Below are 21,810 nucleotides of genomic sequence, written 5' to 3'. Positions count from 1 at the left end.
CCCACCCTCCCCGCTCTCCGCGACCGGTCGATGACCGATGGTGGCAGGTGGGAGGTGTCAGGTGAAAGATCCAGGTCAGTCGGCGGCCGGCCCGCTCGCCGTCGGCGGATCGGCGCCGGCCGGCGTCCCGGTGGCACGCGTGGCTCCGGACACCGTCAGCGGCGGCCGCAGGCAGCGCCGGGGATACTGGGTTCCGTGAGCGTCTCCCTGGGCATGCCCGCACCGCCCGCCCCGACCCTTGCCCCCCGGCGCAAGACCCGGCAGCTGCAGGTCGGATCGGTGGGCGTCGGGTCGGAGTTCCCGATCTCGGTGCAGTCGATGACCACCACCCTCACCGCCGACATCAACGCAACCCTCCAGCAGATCGCCGAGCTCACGGCGTCCGGCTGCGACATCGTCCGCGTCGCCTGCCCGAGCCAGGACGACGCCGACGCGCTCCCGGCGATCGCGAGGAAGTCACAGATCCCGGTGATCGCCGACATCCACTTCCAGCCCAAGTACGTGTTCGCCGCGATCGAGGCCGGGTGCGCGGCGGTGCGCGTGAACCCGGGCAACATCCGCAAGTTCGACGACAAGGTCAAGGAGATCGCGGCCGCCGCGAAGGACCACGGCACCCCGATCCGCATCGGCGTCAACGCGGGCTCGCTCGACAAGCGACTGATGGAGAAGTACGGGAAGGCCACCCCGGAGGCGCTGGTCGAGTCGGCGCTGTGGGAGGCGAGCCTGTTCGCCGAGCACGACTTCCACGACATCAAGATCTCCGTCAAGCACAACGACCCGGTCGTGATGATCCGGGCCTACGAGCTGCTCGCCGAGCAGTGCGACTACCCGCTGCACCTCGGCGTCACCGAGGCCGGGCCCGCGTTCCAGGGCACGATCAAGTCGGCCGTTGCGTTCGGGGCGCTGCTGCGCCAGGGCATCGGCGACACGATCCGTGTCTCGCTCTCCGCGCCGCCCGTCGAGGAGATCAAGGTCGGCGCGCAGATCCTGCAGTCGCTCAACCTGCGGCCGCGCAAGCTGGAGATCGTCTCCTGCCCGTCGTGCGGGCGGGCCCAGGTGGACGTCTACAAGCTCGCCGACGAGGTCACGGCCGGCCTCACCGGTATGGAGGTGCCGCTGCGCGTGGCCGTCATGGGCTGCGTGGTGAACGGCCCGGGTGAGGCCCGCGAGGCCGACCTCGGGGTGGCCTCCGGCAACGGGAAGGGCCAGATCTTCGTCAAGGGCGAGGTCATCAAGACCGTACCGGAGCACGCCATCGTCGAGACCCTGATCGAGGAGGCGATGAAGATCGCCGAGACGGTCGAGGGCGAGGGTACCCCCCAGATCACCGTCGGCTGAAACGGCAGATCCCGTCGTGGGCACGAGCACGAGTGTCTGGCATCGTTGGGGGGTGCTTCGTCTCGCCGGAGCGCGGCTCCTCGACGACCGGGACCGCGCGGGTGTGCGCGCGGTCCTGGACGACGATCCGGTGGCCGCCTGCATGGTCGCCGCTCGTGTCGAGGTGGCAGGGCTCGACCCCTGGCGGCTCGGGGGTGAGCTGTGGGCCGTCGGGCCGCGGTTCGACGGCCTCTGCTTCTCCGGCGCCAACCTCGTGCCGCTGCGTGGCGACCGCTCCGCGCTGCGCAGCTTCGCCGAGCGCGCCCGCCGTCACGGGCGCACCTGCTCGTCCCTCGTGGGCCGCGCCGAGCTGGTGCTACCGCTGTGGGACGACCTCGCGCCGCACTGGGCGCCCGCTCGAGAGGTGCGGGCCGACCAGCCGCTGATGGTGCTCGCCGGCTCGCCCACCGTTGAGGCCGACCCGTACGTGCGGCCGGTGCACCCCGCGGAGCTGGACCGCTACCTGCCGGCCGCCGTCGCGATGTTCACCGAGGAGGTCGGCATCGACCCGCGGCTCGGCGACGGTGGGGTCGGCTACCGGTCCCGGGTGGCGGAGCTGGTGTCGGCCGGGCGGGCGTTCGCCCGATTCGAGAACGGCGAGGTCGTGTTCAAGGCCGAGATCGGGGCGATCTCCGGGCAGGTCGGGCAGATCCAGGGCGTGTGGGTGCACCCCGACCGGCGCGGCCACGGGCTGGGCACGGCGGGCACGGCCGCCGTCGCCGCGCGCCTCACGGCCATGGGTCGCGTGTCGAGCCTCTACGTCAACGGGTTCAACCACGTGGCACGGGCCGCGTACTCGCGCATCGGGTTCACCCAGATCGGCAGCTTCGCCACCATCCTGTTCTGACCGCCTACTCGACCACCGGGTGCAGCCCGCCGGACACCGGCGCGGCGCCACCGGCCCACTCGTCGAGGTCCTCCGCCGCTTCGAGGGGTTCGCGCACGAGGTACCCGCGCCAACCGTCGTCCGTGGAACGCAGCTGCCGCCGGAAGCGGGCCTCGGCAGTCCCGAACCTCTCGCGTGCCTCCGCGGCGGACAGGCCAAGTACGTCGCCGATGTCCTGCCAGCTCGCGCCGGCCGCCCGCTCGGCCACCACGGCGGCGTCGAGGAACCGGCGCGCCGCGGCGATGACCTCCACGGCGTCGGAGAGGGTGGTGGTCCCGTCGATCGGGACCATCGCGCGGGCGAGGTCGGACAGCTCACACGCCTCGAAGGACATCGCAAGCCTGGCCCGGGACGAGTCGGTGTAGGTCGGCACTGCTACCCGCGCAGGAAGTAGAGGACGGTCATCGTCGCGGCGGTCCCCAGCACGATCGCGCGCAGCAGCCGGGCCGGCATGCGACGCGCCACGAAGGCGCCCGCGACCCCACCGGCCAGCGCGCCGACCAGCATGCCTGCCGGGAGCAGCGGCGCCAGCAGCACGTCGGAGGCGAACAGGAACAGCGTCGTCGCGGCGACGTAGACGGCCGCGACCTGGGTGACCCGCGTCGGGTTGCTCGCCGCCGGATCGAGGCCGACGCCGATGGTCCACACGGCGAGCATGAGGATGCCGACCGCGCCGCCGAAGTACCCGCCGTACACCGAGAGGACGAACTGCCAGGCGAGGACGGCCCGGGAGCCCATGCCGATCGGGCGGCCCAGTGCGGTGCTCATGGCGCTGAGGGCCCTGCGCCCGAACGCCAGCACCGCGGTGGCGAACGCGAGGAGCCACGGCACCGCGGCGTCGAACGACGCCGAGGGCAGCGCGAGCAGCAGGATGGCCCCGATCAGGCCGCCACCCATGCTGGCCGCCGTCAGCGCCCACGTGGACGTCGAGCCGACGGGGCGGACGTCCGGGCGGTACACCCACGCGCTCGCCAGCGACCCGGGCACGAGCGCAACGGTCGACGCGGCGTTGGCCGTGACGGGAGGCAGCCCGGCGGCGACAAGGGCGGGCAGGGCCACGAACGTGCCGCCCCCGCCGACCGCGTTCAGGGCACCGGCGGCGAAGCCCGCCAGCAGCACGAGCAGCATCGCCGACACCACCCGAGGATCGCCCGTGGACGGGGAGATCCACAATGCGCGATCCCCGAATCCAGCCTTCGTTGCAGCCTTAGGCTGGACGCGTGCGTTACGACCTGGACGACCTGCGGCTCTTCCTCCACATCGTGGCCGAGGGGTCGATCACGGCCGGTGCGCGGCGGATGCACCTCAGCCTGCCTTCGGCGAGCGCGCGGGTCCGGTCCCTCGAACACCACGCCGGGGTGGCGCTGCTCGTCCGGGGGCGGCGTGGGGTGCGGCCGACGCCGGCCGGCACGACGCTGGCGCGCCACGCGCGCGACGTCCTCGCCCACGCCGCGCGCCTCGAGGGGGCCGTCACCAGCTACAGCCGGCGCCCCGCCGCCCCGCTGACGCTGCTGGCCGGCGGGTCCGCGATGTACCGGCTCGTACCGCAGGCGTTGGTCACCTTCCTGCGCGAGCACCCGGACGCCGACGTCGACGTCCACGAGAGCCGGACCCCGAACACCCTGCGGATGCTGGCCGACGGTGCTGCCGACCTGGGGGTGGTGATCGACAACGAGGCGGGCGACAGCGATGTCCGCATCGAGCTCCTCGGCGACGACTCCCTCGTCGTGATCGGCCAGGCGGGCGGGATCCTCGCGGGACGGACCTCGCTGGCCTATCGGGAGGTGGCCGAGCACCCGCTGGTGGGGCTGGACGGGGACTCGTCGTTGCGGCGCTGGATCGAGAAGAATCTCGGCCCGCACGCCCCCGCGGCGCGCTACCGCACCACCGTCGCCGACATCAACGTCCTCGTCGCCCTCGCGGCCGCGGGCGTCGGGCTGGCCATCGCGCCGCGCCGGGCGGTCGAGGGCGACCAGCGGCTGGACGTGTGCGAGCTGCAGGACCCGTGGTCACGAAGGCACCACCTGCTGGCCTGGGGCGCGACGGACCGGATGCCCGCGGCGTCGGCGCTCGCCGAGCACCTGCGGGTCGCGGCGGCCGCAGCAGGGTAATGCCCTACTGTTTACGCCGTACCGCCATATTCGTACAACGTACTCAATTTTAGGATTTCGGGCGATGCCACGAGACGATACCGCTGGTCGGACCGACGGCAGTGCGGCCGTCCGGCGCAGCCTGCAACTGATGTGGGGCGGCGCGCCCGAGCCGACTCGCGGGCCGAAGCCGGGCCTGTCCGTCGCGGCGATCGTGCGGGCGGCGATCGACCTGGCCGACGCCGAAGGGCTCGTCGCGCTGTCCATGAGACGCATCGCGGGCGCGCTCGGGGTAGGCGCCATGTCGCTCTACCGGTACGTCCCGGGCAAGTCCGAGCTCGTGGACCTGATGGTCGACGAGGTCTACAGCGAGGACCTCGCCTCCGCCGAGACCGTCGAGGGTGGCTGGCGGGAGCGGCTGGAGGCGTGCGGGCGCCAGGAGTGGGCGCTCTACCTGCGCCATCCCTGGATGCTCCAGATCGCCCAGGGGCGCCCCATGCTCGGGCCCAACTCGATGCGCTCCACCGACATCGCCCTCCGCGCGATCGACGACATCGGCCTCACCGAGGAGGAGATGCTCGGGGCCGTCGTGGTGCTCAGCTCGTTCGTGGCCGGGCTCGCGAAGACCACGATCGAGGCGATGCAGGCGGCCGACCGCACCGGCATCAGCGACGAGGAGTGGTGGGAGATCCAGTCCGAGTACGTCGGGCCAGCCGTGGTGGCGGGTGAGCTGCCGATGCTCACGAAGGTCGGCGAGGCGGGCGCCTTCAACTCGATGTTCGACCACTTCGAGTTCGGGCTCCAGCGTGTGCTGGACGGACTGGGTGTCCTGATCGAGCACCGGCGGCCCATCGAGGGCTGAGCGGCTGCGGCGCGCTGGTCGAGCAGCGAAGGTGGTGGCGCCCATGAGCACCTGCGTGGGCCCACGGAAAAAAATCGTGGAAGAGATCCCGCGGCGATGTCGAACCGCGGTGAGCTCGTTCGTGGCCATGGTGAGAGAACGGCAACCGAGCCGGTCTCCGTGATCACCGGAGGTCCCCGTGTCCACCACCTTTCCCGCCACCTTCACCTCCGCCGCCGCCCCGACCGTCGGCTCGCTGCTGCTGGCCGGCTCGGCCGCCACCGTCACCGCCGCGGTCGCCACCGCGCTGACGGCCGCCGCAGGCGAGGCTGTCGGCATCAGCACGGCCGTTTCCGGCACGGCGATCCCGGCCTCCGGGTTCGCCGTCCTGACGGTGATCTTCTCCATCCTCGGTCTGGCCATCGCCGCGGCGCTGCGCCGGTTCGCCCGCCGGCCGCGCACCGCGTGGCTGCGCACCACCGTCGCACTCACCGTGCTGTCCTTCGTGCCCGACCTGCTCGCCGACGCCACCGTCGCCACCAAGATCCTGCTGATGCTGACCCACGTCGTGGCGGCCGCGATCGTGATCCCCGCCGTCGCCCGGCGCCTGTCCGCCTGATCCTTCGAAGGAGTACGCCGTGAAGCAGTACCTGCTCGCCGTCCAGCTCGACGAAAGCGCGCCGCCGGAGCCCGAAGAGGCGGTGCAGGCGCAGATGGCCCGGACGGGCCAGGTCACCGCCGAGATGGAGGCCGCCGGTGTGTGGGTGTTCGCCGGTGGTCTGCAGCACTCGCACGCCAGCACGGTGGTCCGCCCCTCTGGTGGCACGACCACGATGACCGACGGCCCGTTCGCCGAGACGAAGGAACAGCTCGGCGGGTTCTGGGTGATCCGGGCCGACGACCTCGACCAGGCGCTGGTCTGGGCCGAGAAGTGCGCGCTGGCCTGTGGACAGCCGATCGAGGTGCGCCCGTTCGACGACGGGTCGCGCCGGCGCTGATGGACCTGGACAGCGTCTACCGGGCGGAGTACGGACGGTGCGTTGCGACGCTGACGCGCCTCCTCGGGGACATCGGGCTCGCCGAGGAGGCCGTCCAGGACGCATTCGCGGTGGCCGTCCAGAAATGGGACGAGGCGCCGCCGCCCAATCCCGGCGGGTGGATCGTGACCACCGCCCGCAACCGGGCGATCGACCGCCTGCGCCGGGAATCCACCCGGGAGGCCCGCCACGCGCAGGCGCTGCTGCTCCACCAACCCGATGAGCCGGAGGAGGTGGGACCGGTGCGCGACGACCAGCTCCGCATGATCTTCACCTGCTGCCACCCCGCGCTGTCGCCGCTCGCACAGATCGCGCTCACCCTGCGCCTGCTCGGCGGGCTGGAGGTGGCCGAGATCGCGCGGGCCTACCTGGTGCCGGAGTCGACCATCTCCCAGCGGATCGTCCGCGCGAAGAAGAAGATCCGGGACGCCGGCATCCCCTACCGGGTGCCCGACACCGCCGACCTCCCCGATCGGCTGACCTCGGTACTCGCCGTGCTCTACCTGGTCTTCAACGAGGGATACGCGTCCACGTCGGGGGACCTGCTGCGCACGGACCTGTGCCTGGAAGCCGTACGCCTGGCGAGGGCGCTCGCCGAGCTGATGCCCGACGAGCCGGAGGTGATCGGGCTACTGGCGCTACTCCTGCTCACCGAAGCCCGCCGGCCCGCGCGGGTGGGGCCATCGGGTGAGCTGGTGGTGCTCGCGGAGCAGGACCGGTCGCTGTGGAACCGGGAGCTGATCGCCGAGGGGCACGCGCTGGTACGGCGGTGCCTGCGCCGCAATCGGCCGGGGCCGTACCAGTTGCAGGCCGCGATCAACGCCGTGCACACGGACGGTCCGACGACCGACTGGACGCAGGTGCTGGCGCTCTACGACCAGCTGCTGCAGCACGTCCCGACCCCGATCGTGGTGCTCAACTGCGCGGTCGCGGTCGCCGAGGTGCACGGACCGGCGCTGGCGCTGGCCATCGTCGAGGAGCTGGACCTGCCGGGCTACCACCTGCTGCCCGCCACCCGCGCGGACCTGCTCGCCCGCCTCGGCCGTACCGCGGATGCCGTCGCCACCTACGACGAGGCAATCACCCTGGCCGCCAACGACACGGAACGAACCTTCCTGGAGGCGCGACGGGCGCGTCTGACCCCGAACACCTGACCCCTTGTCTCCCACACCCGATCAACCGCACTCGAGGAGAGCACCATGACCGCTACCTACACCTTCGACGTCTTCTCCAGCCTCGACGGCTTCGGTGCCGCAGGCGGCAACTGGACCGGCTACTGGGGCAAGCAAGGCCCCGAGCTCCTCGACCACCGCCTCGGCCTGTACGGCGAGGAGCAGCGGATGGTCTTCGGGGCCAACACGTACAGGGCGTTCGCGCAGATGCTGGCCTCGAGCACCGAGGAGTCCGAGGTGCGTGACCCATGGGTCACCCGGATGAGGAGCCTGCCGGCAACGGTGGTGTCGACCACGCTGGAAGGATCCCTCGACTGGCCGGACGCGACCCTCGTGAGCGGCGACGCCGTCGACGTCGTCGCCCGGCTCAAGGAGGAGTCCGAGGTGCCGTTGCGCTCGCACGGCAGCCTGTCGATGAACCGCGCGCTGATGGCCGCCGGTCTGGTCGACCGCGTCCAGGTGACGATCTTCCCAGTGATCACCGGCCGGACCGGGCTGGACCCGATCTTCCGGGGTGGCGCCGACTTCGACCTCGAGCTGATCGAGTCCCGGACCCTCGACAGCCACATCCAAGAGCTCATCTACCGGCCCACGCTGCACCTGTGAGCGTCGAGTCGACGGAGGAACCGCGTTCTACGGGCCGGCGCTGGGTCGCCGGCCCTGCTCGACCGTCGGAGCGCGGAATCACACACAGTTGTCACGAAGCCTCGCCTAACATGAACGCGCAACTGTCAAACGCTCAATCGAGGAGTCGTTCCGTGATCCGCACGCTTCCCCCGTCCGTCCGGGACGCCGCCCTGCTGGTGGCCCGGCTACTGCTCGGCGTCGTGCTCATCGCGCACGGCTGGCAGAAGGTCGTCACCAACGGTCTCGGTGGCACCGCCGAGGCGTTCGCCAGGATGGGTGTGCCGGCCGCTCCGATCTCCGCCGGATACGCCGGGATCGTCGAGCTCGTCGGAGGGGCGCTGCTCCTGGTCGGTGCGGCGACGGCCGTCGTCGGCGTCCTCGTCGTGCTGGACATGCTCGGCGCGGCGCTGCTCGTCCACGTCGGGAACGGCGTCATGGCCTCCGACGGCGGCTGGGAGCTCGTCGGCGTGATCGGCGCCGTGGCGCTGGTGCTCGCCGCTGTCGGCGCCGGCCGCTACAGCGTCGACCACGCCCTCGCCGGGCGGCGCGCTCCGGCAGCGGTCTGAGACGACAACGGGCCGGCTGCGGTGATGCAGCCGGCCCGTCGCACGTCGCTCAGGCGAAGAGCTTCTCCTGCTCCTCGCGCAGCTGGTCGACCAGCCTCCCGGGCGGGAGCGTCACGTCGGCGTAGGTCAGCACCTCGTCCTTCGCCACGTCCCGCTTGAGCACGCAGCCCTCGGCCACGCCCATCGGCAGGAGGCTCTCCGCGCGCGTGACCGGAGTGGACTCGGCCACGCCGTAGGTGTCGTAGCCGCCCAGCCCGTCGAGGGTGTGACCGGCCTTGATGTCCTGCTTGGCCGTGGCGACGACGTCCACGTGGGGGCCCGCGGGCGGCGCGAGGGCCGCGTCGGCGAAGTCCACCGCGCGCACCACCGAGTTCGGCACCTCGAAGTGGCACAGGTGGTAGGGCGTGTAGAAGCTGTACAGCGGGCCCTCGCCCAGCTTGTACAGGTTCAGGTAGTGCCGCTGCTTCGGGTCGTCGTGCGTGCCGAGCACGAACACGCCTGGGCCGGGCTTCGACTTCACCACGTAGTCGACGATGCCGCCCTGCTCGCGCAGCTGGTCCACGTCGTAGCGGTCGGTGAGCTCGTCGACGTGGCCCTCGTGGTCCCAGCCGTTCATGCCGCGCTTGGGCACGGTGAGCCCGAACGCGTTGGCCACGATCGCCTGCTCGAAGGAGATCTTCGTGCCGTCGGCGAAGCTCGTGACCATGTACGGGTCCTGGCCCCACCGCTCCGCGAACGCCTTCTGCGTCGTGGGGGTGCGGTACTCGTCCTGCAGGCCCTTGATGTTGCCGGCCACCAGCGGGGTGACGCCGAGGCCCTTCACGAACCGCATCAGATTGCCCTGCACGCCCGGCTGGTCGCCGTCGCAGCCGGTGAGCACCACTCCTGCCTCGCGGGCTCGGTGGGCCAGCAGCGGGCCGACGGTGCCGTCCAGCTCGGCGTTCATCGTGACGACGGGCAGGCCGCGCTCGATGGCCGCGACGGTGACGCGGGCACCGAACTCGACGGCGCCGGTGACATCGACGATGCAGTCCAGGTGCACGGCCTTGAGCAGCTCGAAGGCGTCCTCGAGCACCGCGGGGGTGCCCTTCTCGATGGCAGCGTCGAGCTGGTCGGCGTTCTCCACGCGCACCGGCTCGACGCCGGCCTCCGCGTAGGCGCGCTCGGCGTTGGCGAGGGTGCGGTTGGCGACCGCGACCAGCCGCATGCCCGGCACCGAGTTGACGATCTGGTTGGCCAGGCCGCGGCCCATGAACCCGGCGCCGATCATGCCGACGCGGATCGGGCGGTCCTCGGCCTCGCGGCGGGCGAGCGCGGTGTCCAGGATCAGCATCAGCGGGCCTCCACCGAGACCTCGGACAGCAGCGGCCACGCCGCGTCCTTCTCCGAGATGACCGCGGGCGGGATCGGCCACTCGACGCCGATCGCCGGGTCATCCCAGCGCAGGCCGCGCTCGGCGCCCGGGGTGTAAGCGGTGCTCACCTGGTACATGACCTCGGCCTTGTCGGTGAGCGTGATGTAGGCGTGCGCGAAGTTGCGCGGCACGTACATCGCGGTGCGGTTGTCCTCGGTGAGCTCGGCGCCGAACCACTTCAGGTAGGTCGGCGACTCGGGGCGCAGGTCGACGATCACGTCCCAGATCGCGCCCCGGTAGCAGCGGATGAACTTGGTCTCCGCGTTCGGCTCCAGCTGGTAGTGGAACCCGCGCAGCGTGCCCGCCTTGTGGTTGAACGAGATGTTGGCCTGCTCGACCAGCGGTTCGAGGCCCGCGTCGATGAACTCCTGCCGGCAGAAGGCCCGGGCGAAGAAGCCGCGGTCGTCCTCCAGGAGCTTCAGGTCGACCAGCGCCGAGCCGGGGAGCGGGGTGGTGTGGATCTGCATGTCGGGAGGCTCGTCCTCTTCACGTCGTCCATCTGGTTCGCCCGCAGAGTAGACCGGGCGGGGAATACGCCCTTTCATCCGTCACCCTCAGCGGTCGCGTTACCGGCGTGGGCGGGCCACGGTGGAGGTATGGCTGCATCGACACCTCCGGCATGGACAACCGGCACGGCGCCGAACTCCTTCGCCGCGTTGCCCGCCGGGCGCCTCGGGACGTTCGGCGGGCAGCTCATGCGACTGCTCAACCGGGCCCAGCAGCGCGAGATCGCGCTGCTCCTCGGGCCGCTCTCCGGTAAGGACGTCCTCGAGGTCGGCCACGGGCCCGGCGTCCTGCTGGGGATGCTCAGCAGGACGGCCCGGCACGTCACCGGCGTGGATCCGTCACAGGAGATGCGGGCGCTCGCGATCCGCGCGCACGCCGGCGCGATCGCGGCGGGGCGGCTCGACGTGCGCGCCGGCGACGCGGGCGCGACCGGGCTGCCCGACGCCTCCGTCGACCTCGTCGTGGGCGTCAACAACGTCGCGATCTGGCCCGATCTGGACGCAGGCGTGGCCGAGCTGTACCGCGTCCTGCGGCCCGGCGGGCGGCTCGTGCTGAGCTGGCACGGCGGGGAGCGGCCGTCCCGCCCGACCCGCGCGCTCGTGCTGCCCGAGGAGCGCCTGCAGCGCATCGAGGACGCCATGCGCGCTCGCTTCCCCGACGTCCGCCGCACCCTCACGCACCGGTGCACGGTGTTCGACGCCCGCACCGCCCCGTGAGCAATAGGCCGCCCACCACTGGCGGGTGGAATCAGTCGATCGCTTCGCGGAAGCGTTCGGCGAGGCCGTCCAGGCGGTCGACGGGTTCGTTGGCGAACACGATCCGCAGGTACCGGCTCCCGCTGGGGCCCCACCCGTCCATGGGAGTGGCCGCGACCTTGGCGCGGTGGAACAGGCGGTGGGACAGGTCTGCGGCGGACAGCCCGAGCGGGGCGGTGTCGAGGAGCAGCGACCAGCCGCCGTGCGGTGCGATCACGGGGTAGCCGGCGAGCTCGCGCAGCACGGTCGTGCAGCGTCGGTGCCACTCCGCGGTGGCGGCGGCGATGTCGTCGTCGACGCCGGGGTCGCTCAGCGCCGCGGCGACCGCGGCCTGTGCCAGCCCGACCTGGCACACGACGTTGGTCAGGCCGACGAGGCGGATGTCGGCGAGGACGGCGGCCGGGCCCACAACCCAGCCGACCCGCCAGCCGATCATCCGCAGCTCCTTCGAGGCGGAGCCCACGGTGATGGTGCGCTCGGCCAGGCCGTCGTGTGACGCGGGGTGGCTCGGCGGGCGCCCGTCGAACCGGATGCTCTCCATCGCCGCGTCGTAGATCAGCCAGGCGTCGTGACGATCGCACGCCGCGGCGAGGGCGCTCCAGTGGCTCTCGTCGAGGACGAGGCCGGTCGGCATGGCAGGGCTCATCAGCAGCACCGCCGCGGTGGCGGGTCCGACGGCGGCGGCGAGGCGTTCGGGGTCGACGCTCCAGCCCGCGGCGCCGGCCCGTGCCGGTACGAAGCGCGGGACGCCGCCCGCGAGCCGGACGCGGTTGACCAGCCCGGCGTAGATCGGGTCGACCAGCACGACCTCGTCGCCCGGCTCGACCGTCGCGAGCAGCGCGTTGAGCACCCCGTTGAGGCCGCCCGCCACGCCGACGCACTCGGTGTCGGGGTCGTACGAGCGACCGGCCAACCGCCCCACGCGAGCCGCGGCCGCGGCGCGCAGGGGCCGGTGCCCTTCGAACGGGAGGTAGCTGTTGGCGGCGTCGTCGTCGATCGCGGCCCTGGTGGCGGTGAGCGCGACGCCGGGTGGCCGCAGGTCGGTGTCGAGGTTCTCCAGGCGCAACAGCGCCGGGTCGGCAGTGGCGTCGGCGGCGTTGCCGACGGCGTCCACGCCGATGCCGGGGATGTGCCGCAGCCGGGTCACGGTCATCGCAGCCCTCGTCTCGCTTCGCTGATACGTCGTATCACTATTCTGTACGTCATGGATCGCGGGCAAGTGATGGGGGACAACGTGCGCAGGCTGCGCACGGCCGCCGGGATGTCCCTCGCCGAGCTGGCGGAGGCCAGCAGGATCAGCAAGACAACCCTGCACGGCATGGAGCAGGGCCACGGCAACCCGACGCTCTCGACGTTGTGGGACCTGGCAGGCGCGTTGCGGGTGTCGCTCGGAGAGCTCCTCGAAGCCCGCACGTCGGTCGTGGACGTGGTGCGGGCGGGTGACGACCAGCCCCGCGTCGCGGGCGACGCCGTCAGCGCCCGCCTGCTGCACCGGATCCGGCTGCACGGCGTCGTCGAGGTCTACGACATCGAGGTGGCGCCCACCGGTCAGCAGTCCGCCGCCCACATCGACGGTGTCGGGGAGTGCATCGTGCTCACGGAGGGGCGGATCACCGCCGGGCCCGCCGACGCCCCGGTGGAGCTGGCGGCGGGCGACTCCGTCCGGTTCGACGCCGACGCGCCCCACCTGTACCGCGGCCACGGTCCCAGGAACAGGGCCGTGCTCCTCATGCTCCACCCCGCGGCGAGCGTGCGGCCACGGGAGGACTGATCGCCGCGTCCCGCCGGGGTGCCTCGGCGCAGCTCCGCAATACTCGGCGGGTGCCGCCTGCCCGCATGTGCCGTGCGATCACCGCGCTGACCGCCGTACTGGGGGTGCTGCTCACCACCGCGGGCTGCGGGCTCTTCCGCGACACCGGGCCGGAGGACACCGCGACGGCCTTCCTCGCGGCGTGGTCGGCGGGCGACGACGCGCGCGCCGCCGGCCTCACCGACGACCCGGCGCGGGCAGTCGAGCTGCTCGCCACCACGCGCAAGGCGCTCGACCCCGAAGGCCTGACGGCGACCCTCGGGCAGGTCCGGACCGACGCCGACGGTGCCACCGCGGCCGTCGACGTCACATGGCAGCTCGGCCGGGAGCGCAGCTGGCAGTACCTCGGGGAGCTGGAGCTGCGGCCCACGCCCGACACCGAGGAGGGCTGGCGGGTGCACTGGGCGCCCACCGTGGTGCACCCCGACCTTGCGGCCGGGCAGCGGCTCGTGCTGCGCACCGAGGCGCCATCGCCCGCGCCGGTGGTCGACCGGGGCGGGGCGCCGCTGCTCGAGGCCACCCCGGTGGTCGCCGTGCTACTCGACCGGCGCACGACGGGTGACCTGCCCACCGTCACCGGTGCCCTCGCCGCCGCGCTGTCCCCGTTCGACCCGCGGATCACCCAGGCATCCATCACCGACGGTGCCGCCCGCACCGCCGACGGGCAGGCCTACACGGTGGCGGTGCTGCGCGAAACCGACTACGCCCAGGTCAAGAACGCGATCCACCACCTGCCCGGGGTGCGGTTCACCACCTCGGAGCGCCTGCTCGCGCCCAACGCCGACTTCGGAAGGCAGGTGCTCACCGGCGTCCGCGACGAGGCCATCGAGCAGCTGGAGGGGGTGCCCGGTTGGGCGGTCCTCGTGGTCGACAGCAGCGGCGGAGCCGTCCGCACGCTCGCCGAGCAGGCGCCGCGGTCGGGCACCACCGTGGCCGTGGGGATGGACCGCGCCATGCAGTCCGCTGCGGAGGACGCCGTCGAGCCGGTGGTGCAGCAGGCGATGCTCGTGGCCGTCTCGGTGTCCACGGGCGACGTGCTGGCCGTCGCGCAGAACCCAGCGGCGGACGCCGAGGGCCCGCTCGCGCTCACCGGCCGGTACCCGCCGGGGTCCACGTTCAAGGTCGCCACGGCGACGGCCGCGATGGCCGAGGACGGCCTCACCGTCGACACGCAGGTGCCGTGCCCTGCCACCACGGTGATCGGCGGGCGCGTCGTGCCCAACGCGGGCCGGTTCGACCTCGGCACGGTGCCACTGCGCACGGCGTTCGCCCGGTCGTGCAACACCACGTTCGCGCAGCTCGCGACGCAGCTCGACCCCGGCGCCCTGCCGGCGGCCGCCCTGCGGCTCGGGCTGGGTGCCGACTACACCGTCCCCGGCATCGTCACCATCACGGGATCCGTGCCGGCATCCGCCGAGGAGGTCCTGCGGGCCGAGAACGGGTTCGGCCAGGGCCAGGTCCTCGCGAGCCCGTTCGGCGTCGCCCTCGCCGCCGCGGTGGTGGCGCGTGGCGGGCCGGTCGTGCCCCAGCTCATCCGCGACCGCCCCACCCAGGTCCTGGTGCCCGCCACCGCACCCGACCCGGCGGCGCTGGAGGCGCTGCGCTCGATGATGCGGGCGGTCGTCACGGAAGGCACCGCCTCCGCGCTCGCGGGCATGGGGGAGGTCTACGGCAAAACCGGCACCGCGGAGTTCACCGGCGACGGCAGGGCACACGGCTGGTTCATGGGGTACCGGGGCGACGTCGCCCTTGCCGTGCTGGTCGTCGACGGCGCATCGTCAGTGCCCGCGGTGCAGGTCGCGGAGCGCTTCCTGTCCGCGATCGGCTGATGGGAGTGTCTCGCTAACGGAGGTCTTGCCCCGGCGCCTACGCTGGACGGCATGTCGCCCCGGCGGATACCCGCGCTCGCGATCGTGGCCGACGTCGTTGCCGTCGTGGTGTTCGCCGCCATCGGCCGGATGAGCCATGCAGAATCCGACGACCTGCTCGGACTCCTCGGCACCGCAGCGCCCTTCCTCATCGGCCTCGCGGCGATGTGGGCCACGCCGCTCGTGCGCGCCCATCCGGTCGGGGCCAGGGCCGCGCTCACGGTATGGGCGGGCACGGTCGTGATCGGGCTGCTGGTGCGGGCCGGCATCACCTGGAGCCTCCCGCCGAGCTTCGTGGCGGTCACCGCCGTCGCCCTCGCCGTCCTCCTGCTGGGGTGGCGGGCGCTGTCGGCGGTGGTGTCCGTGCGGGCTCGCGCGCACACCGTGCGCTGAAGGGCTCCGGCCCCGCCCGCCTGCATAGACTGGCGCCATGCCCGCCCGCACCTTGCTCACCCCCGGCACCGTGTCGCCGACCCGCCCGGTGCCCGCGCACATCGCACGCCCGGAGTACGTCGGCAAGAAGCGCCCCGAGCGCAGCACCGACCCGTGGGTGCAGACACCCGAGGTGATCGAGCGCATGCGGGTGGCGGCGAAGATCGCCGCGCAGGCGCTCGAGGCGGGCGGGAAGGCGGTCGTGCCCGGCGTCACCACCGACGAGGTCGACCGCGTGGTCCACGAGTTCCTCGTGGCCAACGACGCCTACCCGTCCACCCTCGGCTACAAGGGCTTCCCCAAGTCGTGCTGCACGAGCCTCAACGAGGTGATCTGCCACGGCATCCCGGACTCCACGGTCATCCAGGACGGCGACATCGTCAACATCGACGTCACCGCGTACATCGGCGGCGTCCACGGCGACACGAACGCCACGTTCCTCGCGGGGAACGTGAGCGAGGAGGACCGCCTCCTCGTCGAGCGCACCCGCGAGGCCACCATGCGATCGATCAAGGCGGTGCGCCCGGGCCGGGAGCTCAACGTGATCGGCCGCGTGATCGAGTCCTACGCCAAGCGGTTCGGCTACGGCGTGGTGCGCGACTTCACCGGCCACGGCATCGGCCGGTCGTTCCACAGCGGCCTCGTGGTGCTGCACTACGACGAGCCGAGCGTCGACACGGTGCTGGAGCCGGGCATGACGTTCACGATCGAGCCGATGATCACCCTCGGCACGATCGACTACGACATCTGGGACGACGGCTGGACGGTCGTCACGAAGGACCGCGCCCGCACCGCGCAGTTCGAGCACACGGTGCTGGTCACCGGCGACGGGGCGGAGATCCTGACGCTTCCGTGATGGACGGCGGCCCGGTCCGGAGCGAGCGGTGCTCGCTCCTGTAGTCGCTGGGGCTGCATCCGTGCACCGTGCGGAACTGCCTCGAGAAATAGAAGGCGTCCGGGTAGCCGACGGCTGCGGCGATGTCGCCGATGTCGCGCGACGACGTCATGAGAAGCTCACGGGCCCGCGCCATCCGAAGCCGCTTGGTGTACTCGACGACCCCGCCGCCGGTGGCCTCGCGGAACAGGGCCGAGAAGTGCGACGGCGAGAGCCCGGCGGTGCGGGCGAGCTCGGCGACGCTGAGCGGCTTGGCGAAGTTGCGGCGCAGGTAGTCCTGGGCCTGGCGCACCGGCTCGGTGCGCTGCGGACCGCCTGCCACCACGTCGGCGGCCAGCTGGGCGAGCAGCGCCCAGCCCGCCCCGGACGCCGAGATCAGGCTCGGGAGCGTCTCGTCGCGCTCGAAGCAGGCGATGGCGTCGTCGATCGTCGCGACGGCACGGTAGGCGTCGTGCAGTTCGACGAGGGCCTCCCGCCCGTCCGGGGCGATGACGGCGAGCAGCTCGGACACCTGGGTGCCCGCAGCGTGCAGCCACCAGATCGTCCATGGGCGGTCGGGGTCGGCGAGGTAGATGTGCGGCTGGCCGGGCGGCAGTACGAGCGCCTGACCCGGCCCGACGACGGTGGTGCGGCCGCCGGCCTCGCAGCGGCCGTGCCCGTCAACGCAGACGATCACGATCGCCTCCGGCGCGCCTTCCGCCCGACGTCGGCCGTGGTTCGCAGCCCGTGGGAAGTAGCCGGCGTCGGTGACGAGAAGCCCCGACGTCGGCGGCCTGCGCAGGGCCGACGCGACGAGCGGCCGGGGGAGCACGCGCAGCCGCTGGCCGGGAAAGCCGTGGGGCAGTAACACACCCTGAGTGTAGGCGGATCGTCGAATCGTCCAGGTAGTTCGGTCGATTCGCCCATGCCACCGGAGATCCGGCGCTCGTAGCGTCGCGGCGTGCTCGAAGGTGAGTCCCGGATGCAGCTCCCGGACCGGCCCGCCGCGCTGGCGGACGCGGGGGTTGCCGCGTGGCGGGAGCGCGTGACGATCGACAGCTACCTGCCCGAGGCGCCCGATCGCTACCCCGCCTACCTCGACCGCCGCGTCTACCAGGGCTCATCGGGCCGGGTGTACCCGTTGCCCTTCCACGACCGGATCAGCCCGACGAGCGCGCCGCACGAGTGGGACGCGGTGCACCTGGAGAACCGCTGGCTGCGCGTCATGGTGCTGCCCGAGCTGGGCGGGCGCGTCCACGTCGGGTACGACCGAAGCGCGGGCTACGACTTCTTCTACCGCAACGAGGTGATCAAGCCGGCCCTCGTGGGGCTCGCCGGGCCGTGGATCGCCGGCGGGGTGGAGTTCAACTGGCCGCAGCACCACCGCCCGGCCACGTTCCTGCCCACCGACGTCGAGATCGAGCGGGAACCCGACGGCGCGGTGACCGTCTGGTGCTCCGACCACGACCCGTTCACGCGGATGAAGGGCATGCACGGCGTGCGGCTGCGGCCGGACCGGGCGACCGTCGAGCTGCGGGTGCGGCTCTACAACCGCAGCGAGACCACGCAGACGTTCCTGTGGTGGGCGAACGTGGCCGCCCGGGTGCACGAGCGGTACCAGTCGTTCTTCCCGCGCGACGTGCGGATCGTGGCCGACCACGCCAAGCGGGCGGTCACCGCGTTCCCCGCCGCCGACCGCCCGTACTACGGCGTCGACTACCCGGCCCGCCGCGCCGACGGTGGCGACCGCCTCGACTGGTACCGCAACATCCCCGTCCCCACCTCGTACATGTGCGGCAGCCGGGAGGGCTTCTTCGGCGGCTACGACCACGCGGCGCGCGCCGGGTTCGTGCACGTCGCCGACCCGTACACGGCCGTGGGCAAGAAGCAGTGGACGTGGGGCGACTCCGCGTTCGGGCACGCGTGGCACCGCAACCTCAGCGACGACGGCGCCGCGTACGTCGAGCTGATGGCCGGCGTGTTCACCGACAACCAGCCCGACTTCTCCTTCATCGCGCCGGGCGAGACGAAGGTGTTCTCGCAGGTCTGGTACCCGATCCAGGAGATCGGGCCGGTGCACGCGGCCACGGTCGACGCGGCGGTGCGGGTGGACGTCGAGGCCGACGGCGTGCGGGTCGGGCTCGCGGTGACGGGGGAGCGTCCCGGCTGCCGGATCCGGCTGGAGGACGGATCGGGCGCGGTGGTGGCCGAGGTGGAGGCGGATGTCGCCCCGGGCGCACCGCACCGTTCCCGGATCGCGCTGGACGTGCCGGACCGGTTCCGCCTGCGGGTCCTGCACGGCGACGAGGAGCTGGTCGCCTGGGACTCGTACGTCCCGGCCGCACCGGACGTCGCCCCGGCCACTGAGCCCCCCGCACCGGAGGACGTGGCGTCCGTCGAGGAGCTCGCGCTGATCGGCGCCCACCTGGAGCAGTACCGGCACGCCACCCGCTCGCCCGAGCCGTACTGGCGCGAGGCCCTTCGCCGCGACGCCGGGCACATGGCCAGCAGCATCGGGCTGGCCGGCCGGGCGTACCGGCGGGCCGAGTTCGCCGAGGCCGAAGCCCTGCTGACCGCCGCAGTCGACCGGCTCACGGCCCTCAATGCGAACCCAGCCGACACCACGGCGATCTACCTGCTCGGCCTCGTGGTGGAGCGCCGGGGCAGGGCCGACGAGGCATACGCCCGGTACGCGGCCGCGTCGTGGGCACGGGCCTGGCGCGCGCCCGCCGGCTATCGGATGGCCCGCCTCGCCGCCGCCGCCGGCCGCGACGCCGCCGCACTCGAGCGGCTGGCCGATGTCCGGCGCGTGGAGCCGGACCACCTGCAGGCTCGTGCGCTCACGGCGCTGCTGCTGCGCCGCACCGGGCGGCCGGAGGAGGCGGACGCGTTGCTCCGGGACACCCTCGCGCTCGACCCGCTCGACTGGTGGACCCGCGACATCGCAGGCCTTCCCCTCACGACCGACGCCCAGACCTGCCTGGACGTCGCGCTCGAGTACGCGGGCATCGGCGAGACCGAGGCCGCATTGCGCGTGCTCGACGTCGCCGAGGAACGCGAGGCCCATCGCCCGCTCGGACAGACGGCGGCGGGGCCGCTCATCGCCTACCACCGCACAGCCCTGCTCGTGAGTGGAAACGCGCGCTATAGCTCGCGTATCCACTCACGACACGTAGGGGGAGAGCACGAGGTTCGCGCGTCGGACCTCAGCTGGTGTTTTCCATCGCGACTGGAAGACATCGCGGTGCTCGAACGTGCCGATCCCGCGGACGCGCGAGCCCTCGCCCTGCTCGGCCACTGGCGCTATGCGGTGGGCCGCGCCGACGACGCGATCGAGGCCTGGCGGGCGAGCGCCGCGCTCGACCCGTCCGACCCCGTCGTGTGGCGCAACCTCGGCCTCGCCGCCTGGAACCACCTCGGCGCCGCCCGCGCGGCCCGTGCCGCGTACGACCGCGCGCTCGCCGTCGCGGGGGCCGACGCCCGGCTCGTCTTCGAGAGCGACCAGCTCGACGCCCGCCGCGGCGTACCGCCGCAGCAGCGGCTCGACCGGCTGCTCGACGTGCGCGGGCTCGTCGAGACCCGCGACGATGCCACGGTCGTGCTCGCCCACCTGCTGCTCACCGCCGGACGGCTCGAGGAGGCGCGGGCGCTGCTGCTCGGCCGCACGTTCCAGCCGTGGGAGGGCGGCGAGGGCGAGGTGCTGCGGGTCTGGGACCGGCTGTGCCGGCTCGCGGCGGCCCGTCCCGGCGGGAGTGGCGTGGCGGCCATCGACGCCGCGCTGGACCCGCCCACCTCCCTCGGCGAGGCCCGCCACCCCCTCGCCAGCACCGCGGCCCTGCAACTGCTGCGCGGCGACGCGCTCGCGGCGGCTGGGGACGAGGACGCCGCGCGCGCCGCGTGGGAGCTCGCCGCCCGCGACGGCGACTTCCTCGCGATGTCCGCCGACCCGCACTCGGAGGCCACCTACTCCTCGGTGCTCGCCCTGCGCAGGCTCGGCCGTGACACCGAGGCACGCGACCGCACGGAGTCGCTGCGCGAGTGGGTCGACGCCCTCGACGCCGCGCCCGCGACCGTCGACTACTTCGCGACGTCGCTGCCGTCGATGCTGCTGTTCGCCGAGCATCCGGCCGTGGCGCAGCGCCGCAGGGTGGCCTTCCTCCGGGCGCAGCTGGACGTCCTCGACGGCGCGCCCCAGCGAGCCCGCGAGCGCCTCGACGCGCTGTTGTCCGACGACCCGCACCACATCGATGCGCTGGAGCTGCTCAGCGCACTGCACCCCGTTCTCGAGGAGGCCCGATGACACTCCCCGCGCACCTTCCTGGGCGCCTGACGACCACCCTGTGGGACTTCTCCTGGTACGTGCGAACCGGTCCGGGGGAGCCGTTCGAGGACCTCGACGCAGCCTTCGCCCAGGCCGTCGAGCGCGGCTACAACACCGTGCGGATCTGCGCGATGCCGTTCCTGCTGTTCGGTTCGGGGCTGGACACGTCCGCCCTACGGCTGGAGCGCCTCGGCGGCGAGTACGCGCAGGGCATGCGCTGGTACGACGTGCAGGCCCCGACGACGATCGACTCCCGCGAGCACCTGCTGGAGCTCTTCCGCGCCGCGCGCAGGCACGACTGCTACGTGATCGTCTCGTCGTGGGAGTACCAGCAGAGCTCCTCGTTCGGCGCCGACTCCGCCTGGTGGGACGCCCTGCGCGCGGTGCCGCCCGCCGCGCGGCCGGAGCGCCTCGCCGCGGCCCTCGCCGACCTGATGGACCTGCTGATCGCCGAGGGTCTCGACGACCGCGTCGCGTTCACCGAGATCCACAACGAGGTGCAGGTCGGACACCTCGCCGAAGGCATGCGGCGCGAGCACGCCGTCGTCGAGCTGGGCCCGCTGCTGGAGAAGGCCGTCGACGCGTTCAAGGCGCGCCATCCAGAACGGCTCTGCACCGTCAACTACGGCGGCGTGCCCCACGCGAGCATGCGCGGCATCCCGCAGAACATCGACGTGCTGGTCGTGCACCCCTACGTCTACGGGGTGCTGGGCGCGTTGATCGAGGAGTTCGGGCTGCGCGGCACCGTCGAGGACTTCCCGCAGGAGGCCGCGGCCGCGATCCTGCGGCCCGGCGCGCCACCGGTCGCGGAGTGGACCGTGGACGCGCAGCACCGCTGGCGGCTCGACGCGACGATCGTCAAGGCGGCCGAGGTCTACGTGCACGACTGGGCCGACCCGGACGCCTTCGACCGCTGGCTCTACGACCACTACGGCGAGCACCGCGTCGCGATGGACGAGAAGCTGCGGCTCTGGCTCGACGTCGCCGCCGACTGGGCGGCCGCGCACGGCGTCCCGCTCGTACTCGGCGAGGGCTGGGTGGGCTACACGCCGCTGCGCGGCACGTTCGAGGAAGGCCCGGTCGGGGCCCAGATCTGCCGCGACGCCGTGCGCTACGCCCGCGAGCGCGGCGCATGGGGAACGGTCGTCTGCTCGAACGCGGCCCCCCAGCACCCGATGTGGGCGGACGTCGCCCTGCAGCAGGAGTGCAACTCCCTCTTCAACGATTGATAAC

The 21,810-nt window shown here is 72.7% G+C and carries 22 protein-coding genes; 16 read left to right on the top strand and 6 right to left on the bottom strand.

Going from position 1 to position 21,810, the window contains the following annotated elements:
* The first annotated feature begins 195 nt into the window (after positions 1-195).
* Complete coding sequence (gene ispG / locus K1T35_RS32350; RefSeq protein ID WP_220255563.1) at positions 196-1,338, top strand: flavodoxin-dependent (E)-4-hydroxy-3-methylbut-2-enyl-diphosphate synthase; 1,143 nt, start codon at positions 196-198, stop codon at positions 1,336-1,338.
* A gap of 52 nt (positions 1,339-1,390) precedes the next feature.
* Positions 1,391-2,224: a GNAT family N-acetyltransferase gene (locus K1T35_RS32345; protein WP_220255562.1), complete on the top strand. Its 834-nt coding sequence runs from the start codon at positions 1,391-1,393 to the stop codon at positions 2,222-2,224.
* 4 nt (positions 2,225-2,228) lie between these two features.
* Here the strand turns inward: K1T35_RS32345 and K1T35_RS32340 are convergent, their stop codons facing one another.
* On the bottom strand, positions 2,229-2,597 hold the full coding sequence (locus tag K1T35_RS32340; RefSeq protein WP_220255561.1) for a hypothetical protein: 369 nt from the start codon (positions 2,595-2,597) through the stop codon (positions 2,229-2,231).
* A gap of 41 nt (positions 2,598-2,638) precedes the next feature.
* Positions 2,639-3,391 carry a sulfite exporter TauE/SafE family protein gene (locus K1T35_RS32335; protein WP_255622700.1) on the bottom strand — a complete coding sequence of 251 codons (753 nt, stop codon included), beginning with the start codon at positions 3,389-3,391 and terminating at the stop codon, positions 2,639-2,641.
* Between the two features lie 92 nt (positions 3,392-3,483).
* On the opposite strand from K1T35_RS32335, the gene K1T35_RS32330 reads away from it, so the two are divergent.
* The 7 genes from K1T35_RS32330 to K1T35_RS32300 all read left to right on the top strand — a co-directional run bounded on the left by K1T35_RS32330 (position 3,484) and on the right by K1T35_RS32300 (position 8,596).
* Complete coding sequence (locus K1T35_RS32330) at positions 3,484-4,374, top strand: LysR family transcriptional regulator (protein ID WP_220255559.1); 891 nt, start codon at positions 3,484-3,486, stop codon at positions 4,372-4,374.
* Between the two features lie 64 nt (positions 4,375-4,438).
* Positions 4,439-5,215: a TetR/AcrR family transcriptional regulator gene (locus K1T35_RS32325; protein WP_220255558.1), complete on the top strand. Its 777-nt coding sequence runs from the start codon at positions 4,439-4,441 to the stop codon at positions 5,213-5,215.
* A 178-nt stretch (positions 5,216-5,393) separates the two neighbouring features.
* On the top strand, positions 5,394-5,813 hold the full coding sequence (locus K1T35_RS32320; RefSeq protein WP_220255557.1) for a DUF6069 family protein: 420 nt from the start codon (positions 5,394-5,396) through the stop codon (positions 5,811-5,813).
* 19 nt (positions 5,814-5,832) lie between these two features.
* Positions 5,833-6,192 (top strand): YciI family protein, encoded by a 360-nt coding sequence (locus K1T35_RS32315; RefSeq protein WP_220255556.1) that lies wholly within the window; start codon positions 5,833-5,835, stop codon positions 6,190-6,192.
* Positions 6,192-7,385, top strand: coding sequence for an RNA polymerase sigma factor (locus K1T35_RS32310; RefSeq protein ID WP_220255555.1), 1,194 nt, complete (start codon positions 6,192-6,194; stop codon positions 7,383-7,385). The genes K1T35_RS32315 and K1T35_RS32310 overlap by 1 nt, the downstream gene beginning before the upstream one ends.
* Before the next feature lie 45 nt (positions 7,386-7,430).
* The gene (locus K1T35_RS32305; RefSeq protein WP_220255554.1) at positions 7,431-8,009 is read left to right on the top strand and encodes a dihydrofolate reductase family protein; all 579 of its coding nucleotides are present in this window, start codon (positions 7,431-7,433) and stop codon (positions 8,007-8,009) included.
* Positions 8,010-8,161: 152 nt separating this feature from the next.
* Positions 8,162-8,596: a DoxX family protein gene (locus tag K1T35_RS32300; RefSeq protein WP_255620997.1), complete on the top strand. Its 435-nt coding sequence runs from the start codon at positions 8,162-8,164 to the stop codon at positions 8,594-8,596.
* Between the two features lie 49 nt (positions 8,597-8,645).
* Here K1T35_RS32300 and K1T35_RS32295 read toward each other — a convergent pair whose 3' ends face one another.
* On the bottom strand, positions 8,646-9,929 hold the full coding sequence (locus tag K1T35_RS32295) for an NAD(P)H-dependent oxidoreductase (RefSeq protein WP_220255552.1): 1,284 nt from the start codon (positions 9,927-9,929) through the stop codon (positions 8,646-8,648).
* The gene (gene rfbC / locus K1T35_RS32290) at positions 9,929-10,477 is read right to left on the bottom strand and encodes a dTDP-4-dehydrorhamnose 3,5-epimerase (RefSeq protein ID WP_220255551.1); all 549 of its coding nucleotides are present in this window, start codon (positions 10,475-10,477) and stop codon (positions 9,929-9,931) included. Before rfbC ends, K1T35_RS32295 begins: the two co-directional genes overlap by 1 nt.
* A gap of 129 nt (positions 10,478-10,606) precedes the next feature.
* On the opposite strand from rfbC, the gene K1T35_RS32285 reads away from it, so the two are divergent.
* Positions 10,607-11,233: a class I SAM-dependent methyltransferase gene (locus K1T35_RS32285; RefSeq protein WP_220255550.1), complete on the top strand. Its 627-nt coding sequence runs from the start codon at positions 10,607-10,609 to the stop codon at positions 11,231-11,233.
* Positions 11,234-11,264: 31 nt separating this feature from the next.
* On the opposite strand, the gene K1T35_RS32280 is transcribed toward K1T35_RS32285, so the two are convergent.
* On the bottom strand, positions 11,265-12,425 hold the full coding sequence (locus K1T35_RS32280; RefSeq protein ID WP_220255549.1) for a pyridoxal phosphate-dependent aminotransferase: 1,161 nt from the start codon (positions 12,423-12,425) through the stop codon (positions 11,265-11,267).
* Between the two features lie 51 nt (positions 12,426-12,476).
* Between K1T35_RS32280 and K1T35_RS32275 the strand changes: the two genes are divergently transcribed.
* From K1T35_RS32275 to map, 4 genes are read left to right on the top strand one after another with little or no spacing between them, the layout of a single operon-like run.
* The gene (locus K1T35_RS32275; protein ID WP_255620996.1) at positions 12,477-13,043 is read left to right on the top strand and encodes a helix-turn-helix domain-containing protein; all 567 of its coding nucleotides are present in this window, start codon (positions 12,477-12,479) and stop codon (positions 13,041-13,043) included.
* Positions 13,044-13,093: 50 nt separating this feature from the next.
* Complete coding sequence (locus K1T35_RS32270) at positions 13,094-14,911, top strand: penicillin-binding transpeptidase domain-containing protein (RefSeq protein WP_370645175.1); 1,818 nt, start codon at positions 13,094-13,096, stop codon at positions 14,909-14,911.
* A gap of 51 nt (positions 14,912-14,962) precedes the next feature.
* A complete protein-coding gene (locus K1T35_RS32265) occupies positions 14,963-15,343 on the top strand; it encodes a DUF3054 domain-containing protein (RefSeq protein ID WP_220255548.1) in 381 nt (126 codons plus the stop codon).
* Between the two features lie 37 nt (positions 15,344-15,380).
* Positions 15,381-16,238 carry a type I methionyl aminopeptidase gene (map, locus tag K1T35_RS32260; RefSeq protein WP_220255547.1) on the top strand — a complete coding sequence of 286 codons (858 nt, stop codon included), beginning with the start codon at positions 15,381-15,383 and terminating at the stop codon, positions 16,236-16,238.
* Here map and K1T35_RS32255 read toward each other — a convergent pair.
* On the bottom strand, positions 16,201-17,127 hold the full coding sequence (locus tag K1T35_RS32255; RefSeq protein WP_220255546.1) for an AraC family transcriptional regulator: 927 nt from the start codon (positions 17,125-17,127) through the stop codon (positions 16,201-16,203). The two genes, map and K1T35_RS32255, sit on opposite strands and share 38 nt — an antisense overlap.
* Positions 17,128-17,217: 90 nt before the next feature.
* On the opposite strand from K1T35_RS32255, the gene K1T35_RS32250 reads away from it, so the two are divergent.
* Both K1T35_RS32250 and K1T35_RS32245 read left to right on the top strand, forming a co-directional pair.
* Positions 17,218-20,556 carry a DUF5107 domain-containing protein gene (locus K1T35_RS32250; RefSeq protein ID WP_220255545.1) on the top strand — a complete coding sequence of 1,113 codons (3,339 nt, stop codon included), beginning with the start codon at positions 17,218-17,220 and terminating at the stop codon, positions 20,554-20,556.
* Positions 20,553-21,806, top strand: coding sequence for a cellulase-like family protein (locus tag K1T35_RS32245; RefSeq protein WP_220255544.1), 1,254 nt, complete (start codon positions 20,553-20,555; stop codon positions 21,804-21,806). Before K1T35_RS32250 ends, K1T35_RS32245 begins: the two co-directional genes overlap by 4 nt.
* Positions 21,807-21,810 lie beyond the last annotated feature (4 nt).

Source organism: Pseudonocardia sp. DSM 110487 (assembly GCF_019468565.1).
Lineage (GTDB): Bacteria > Actinomycetota > Actinomycetes > Mycobacteriales > Pseudonocardiaceae > Pseudonocardia.
This window is presented reverse-complemented; position numbering and strand designations above follow the sequence as displayed.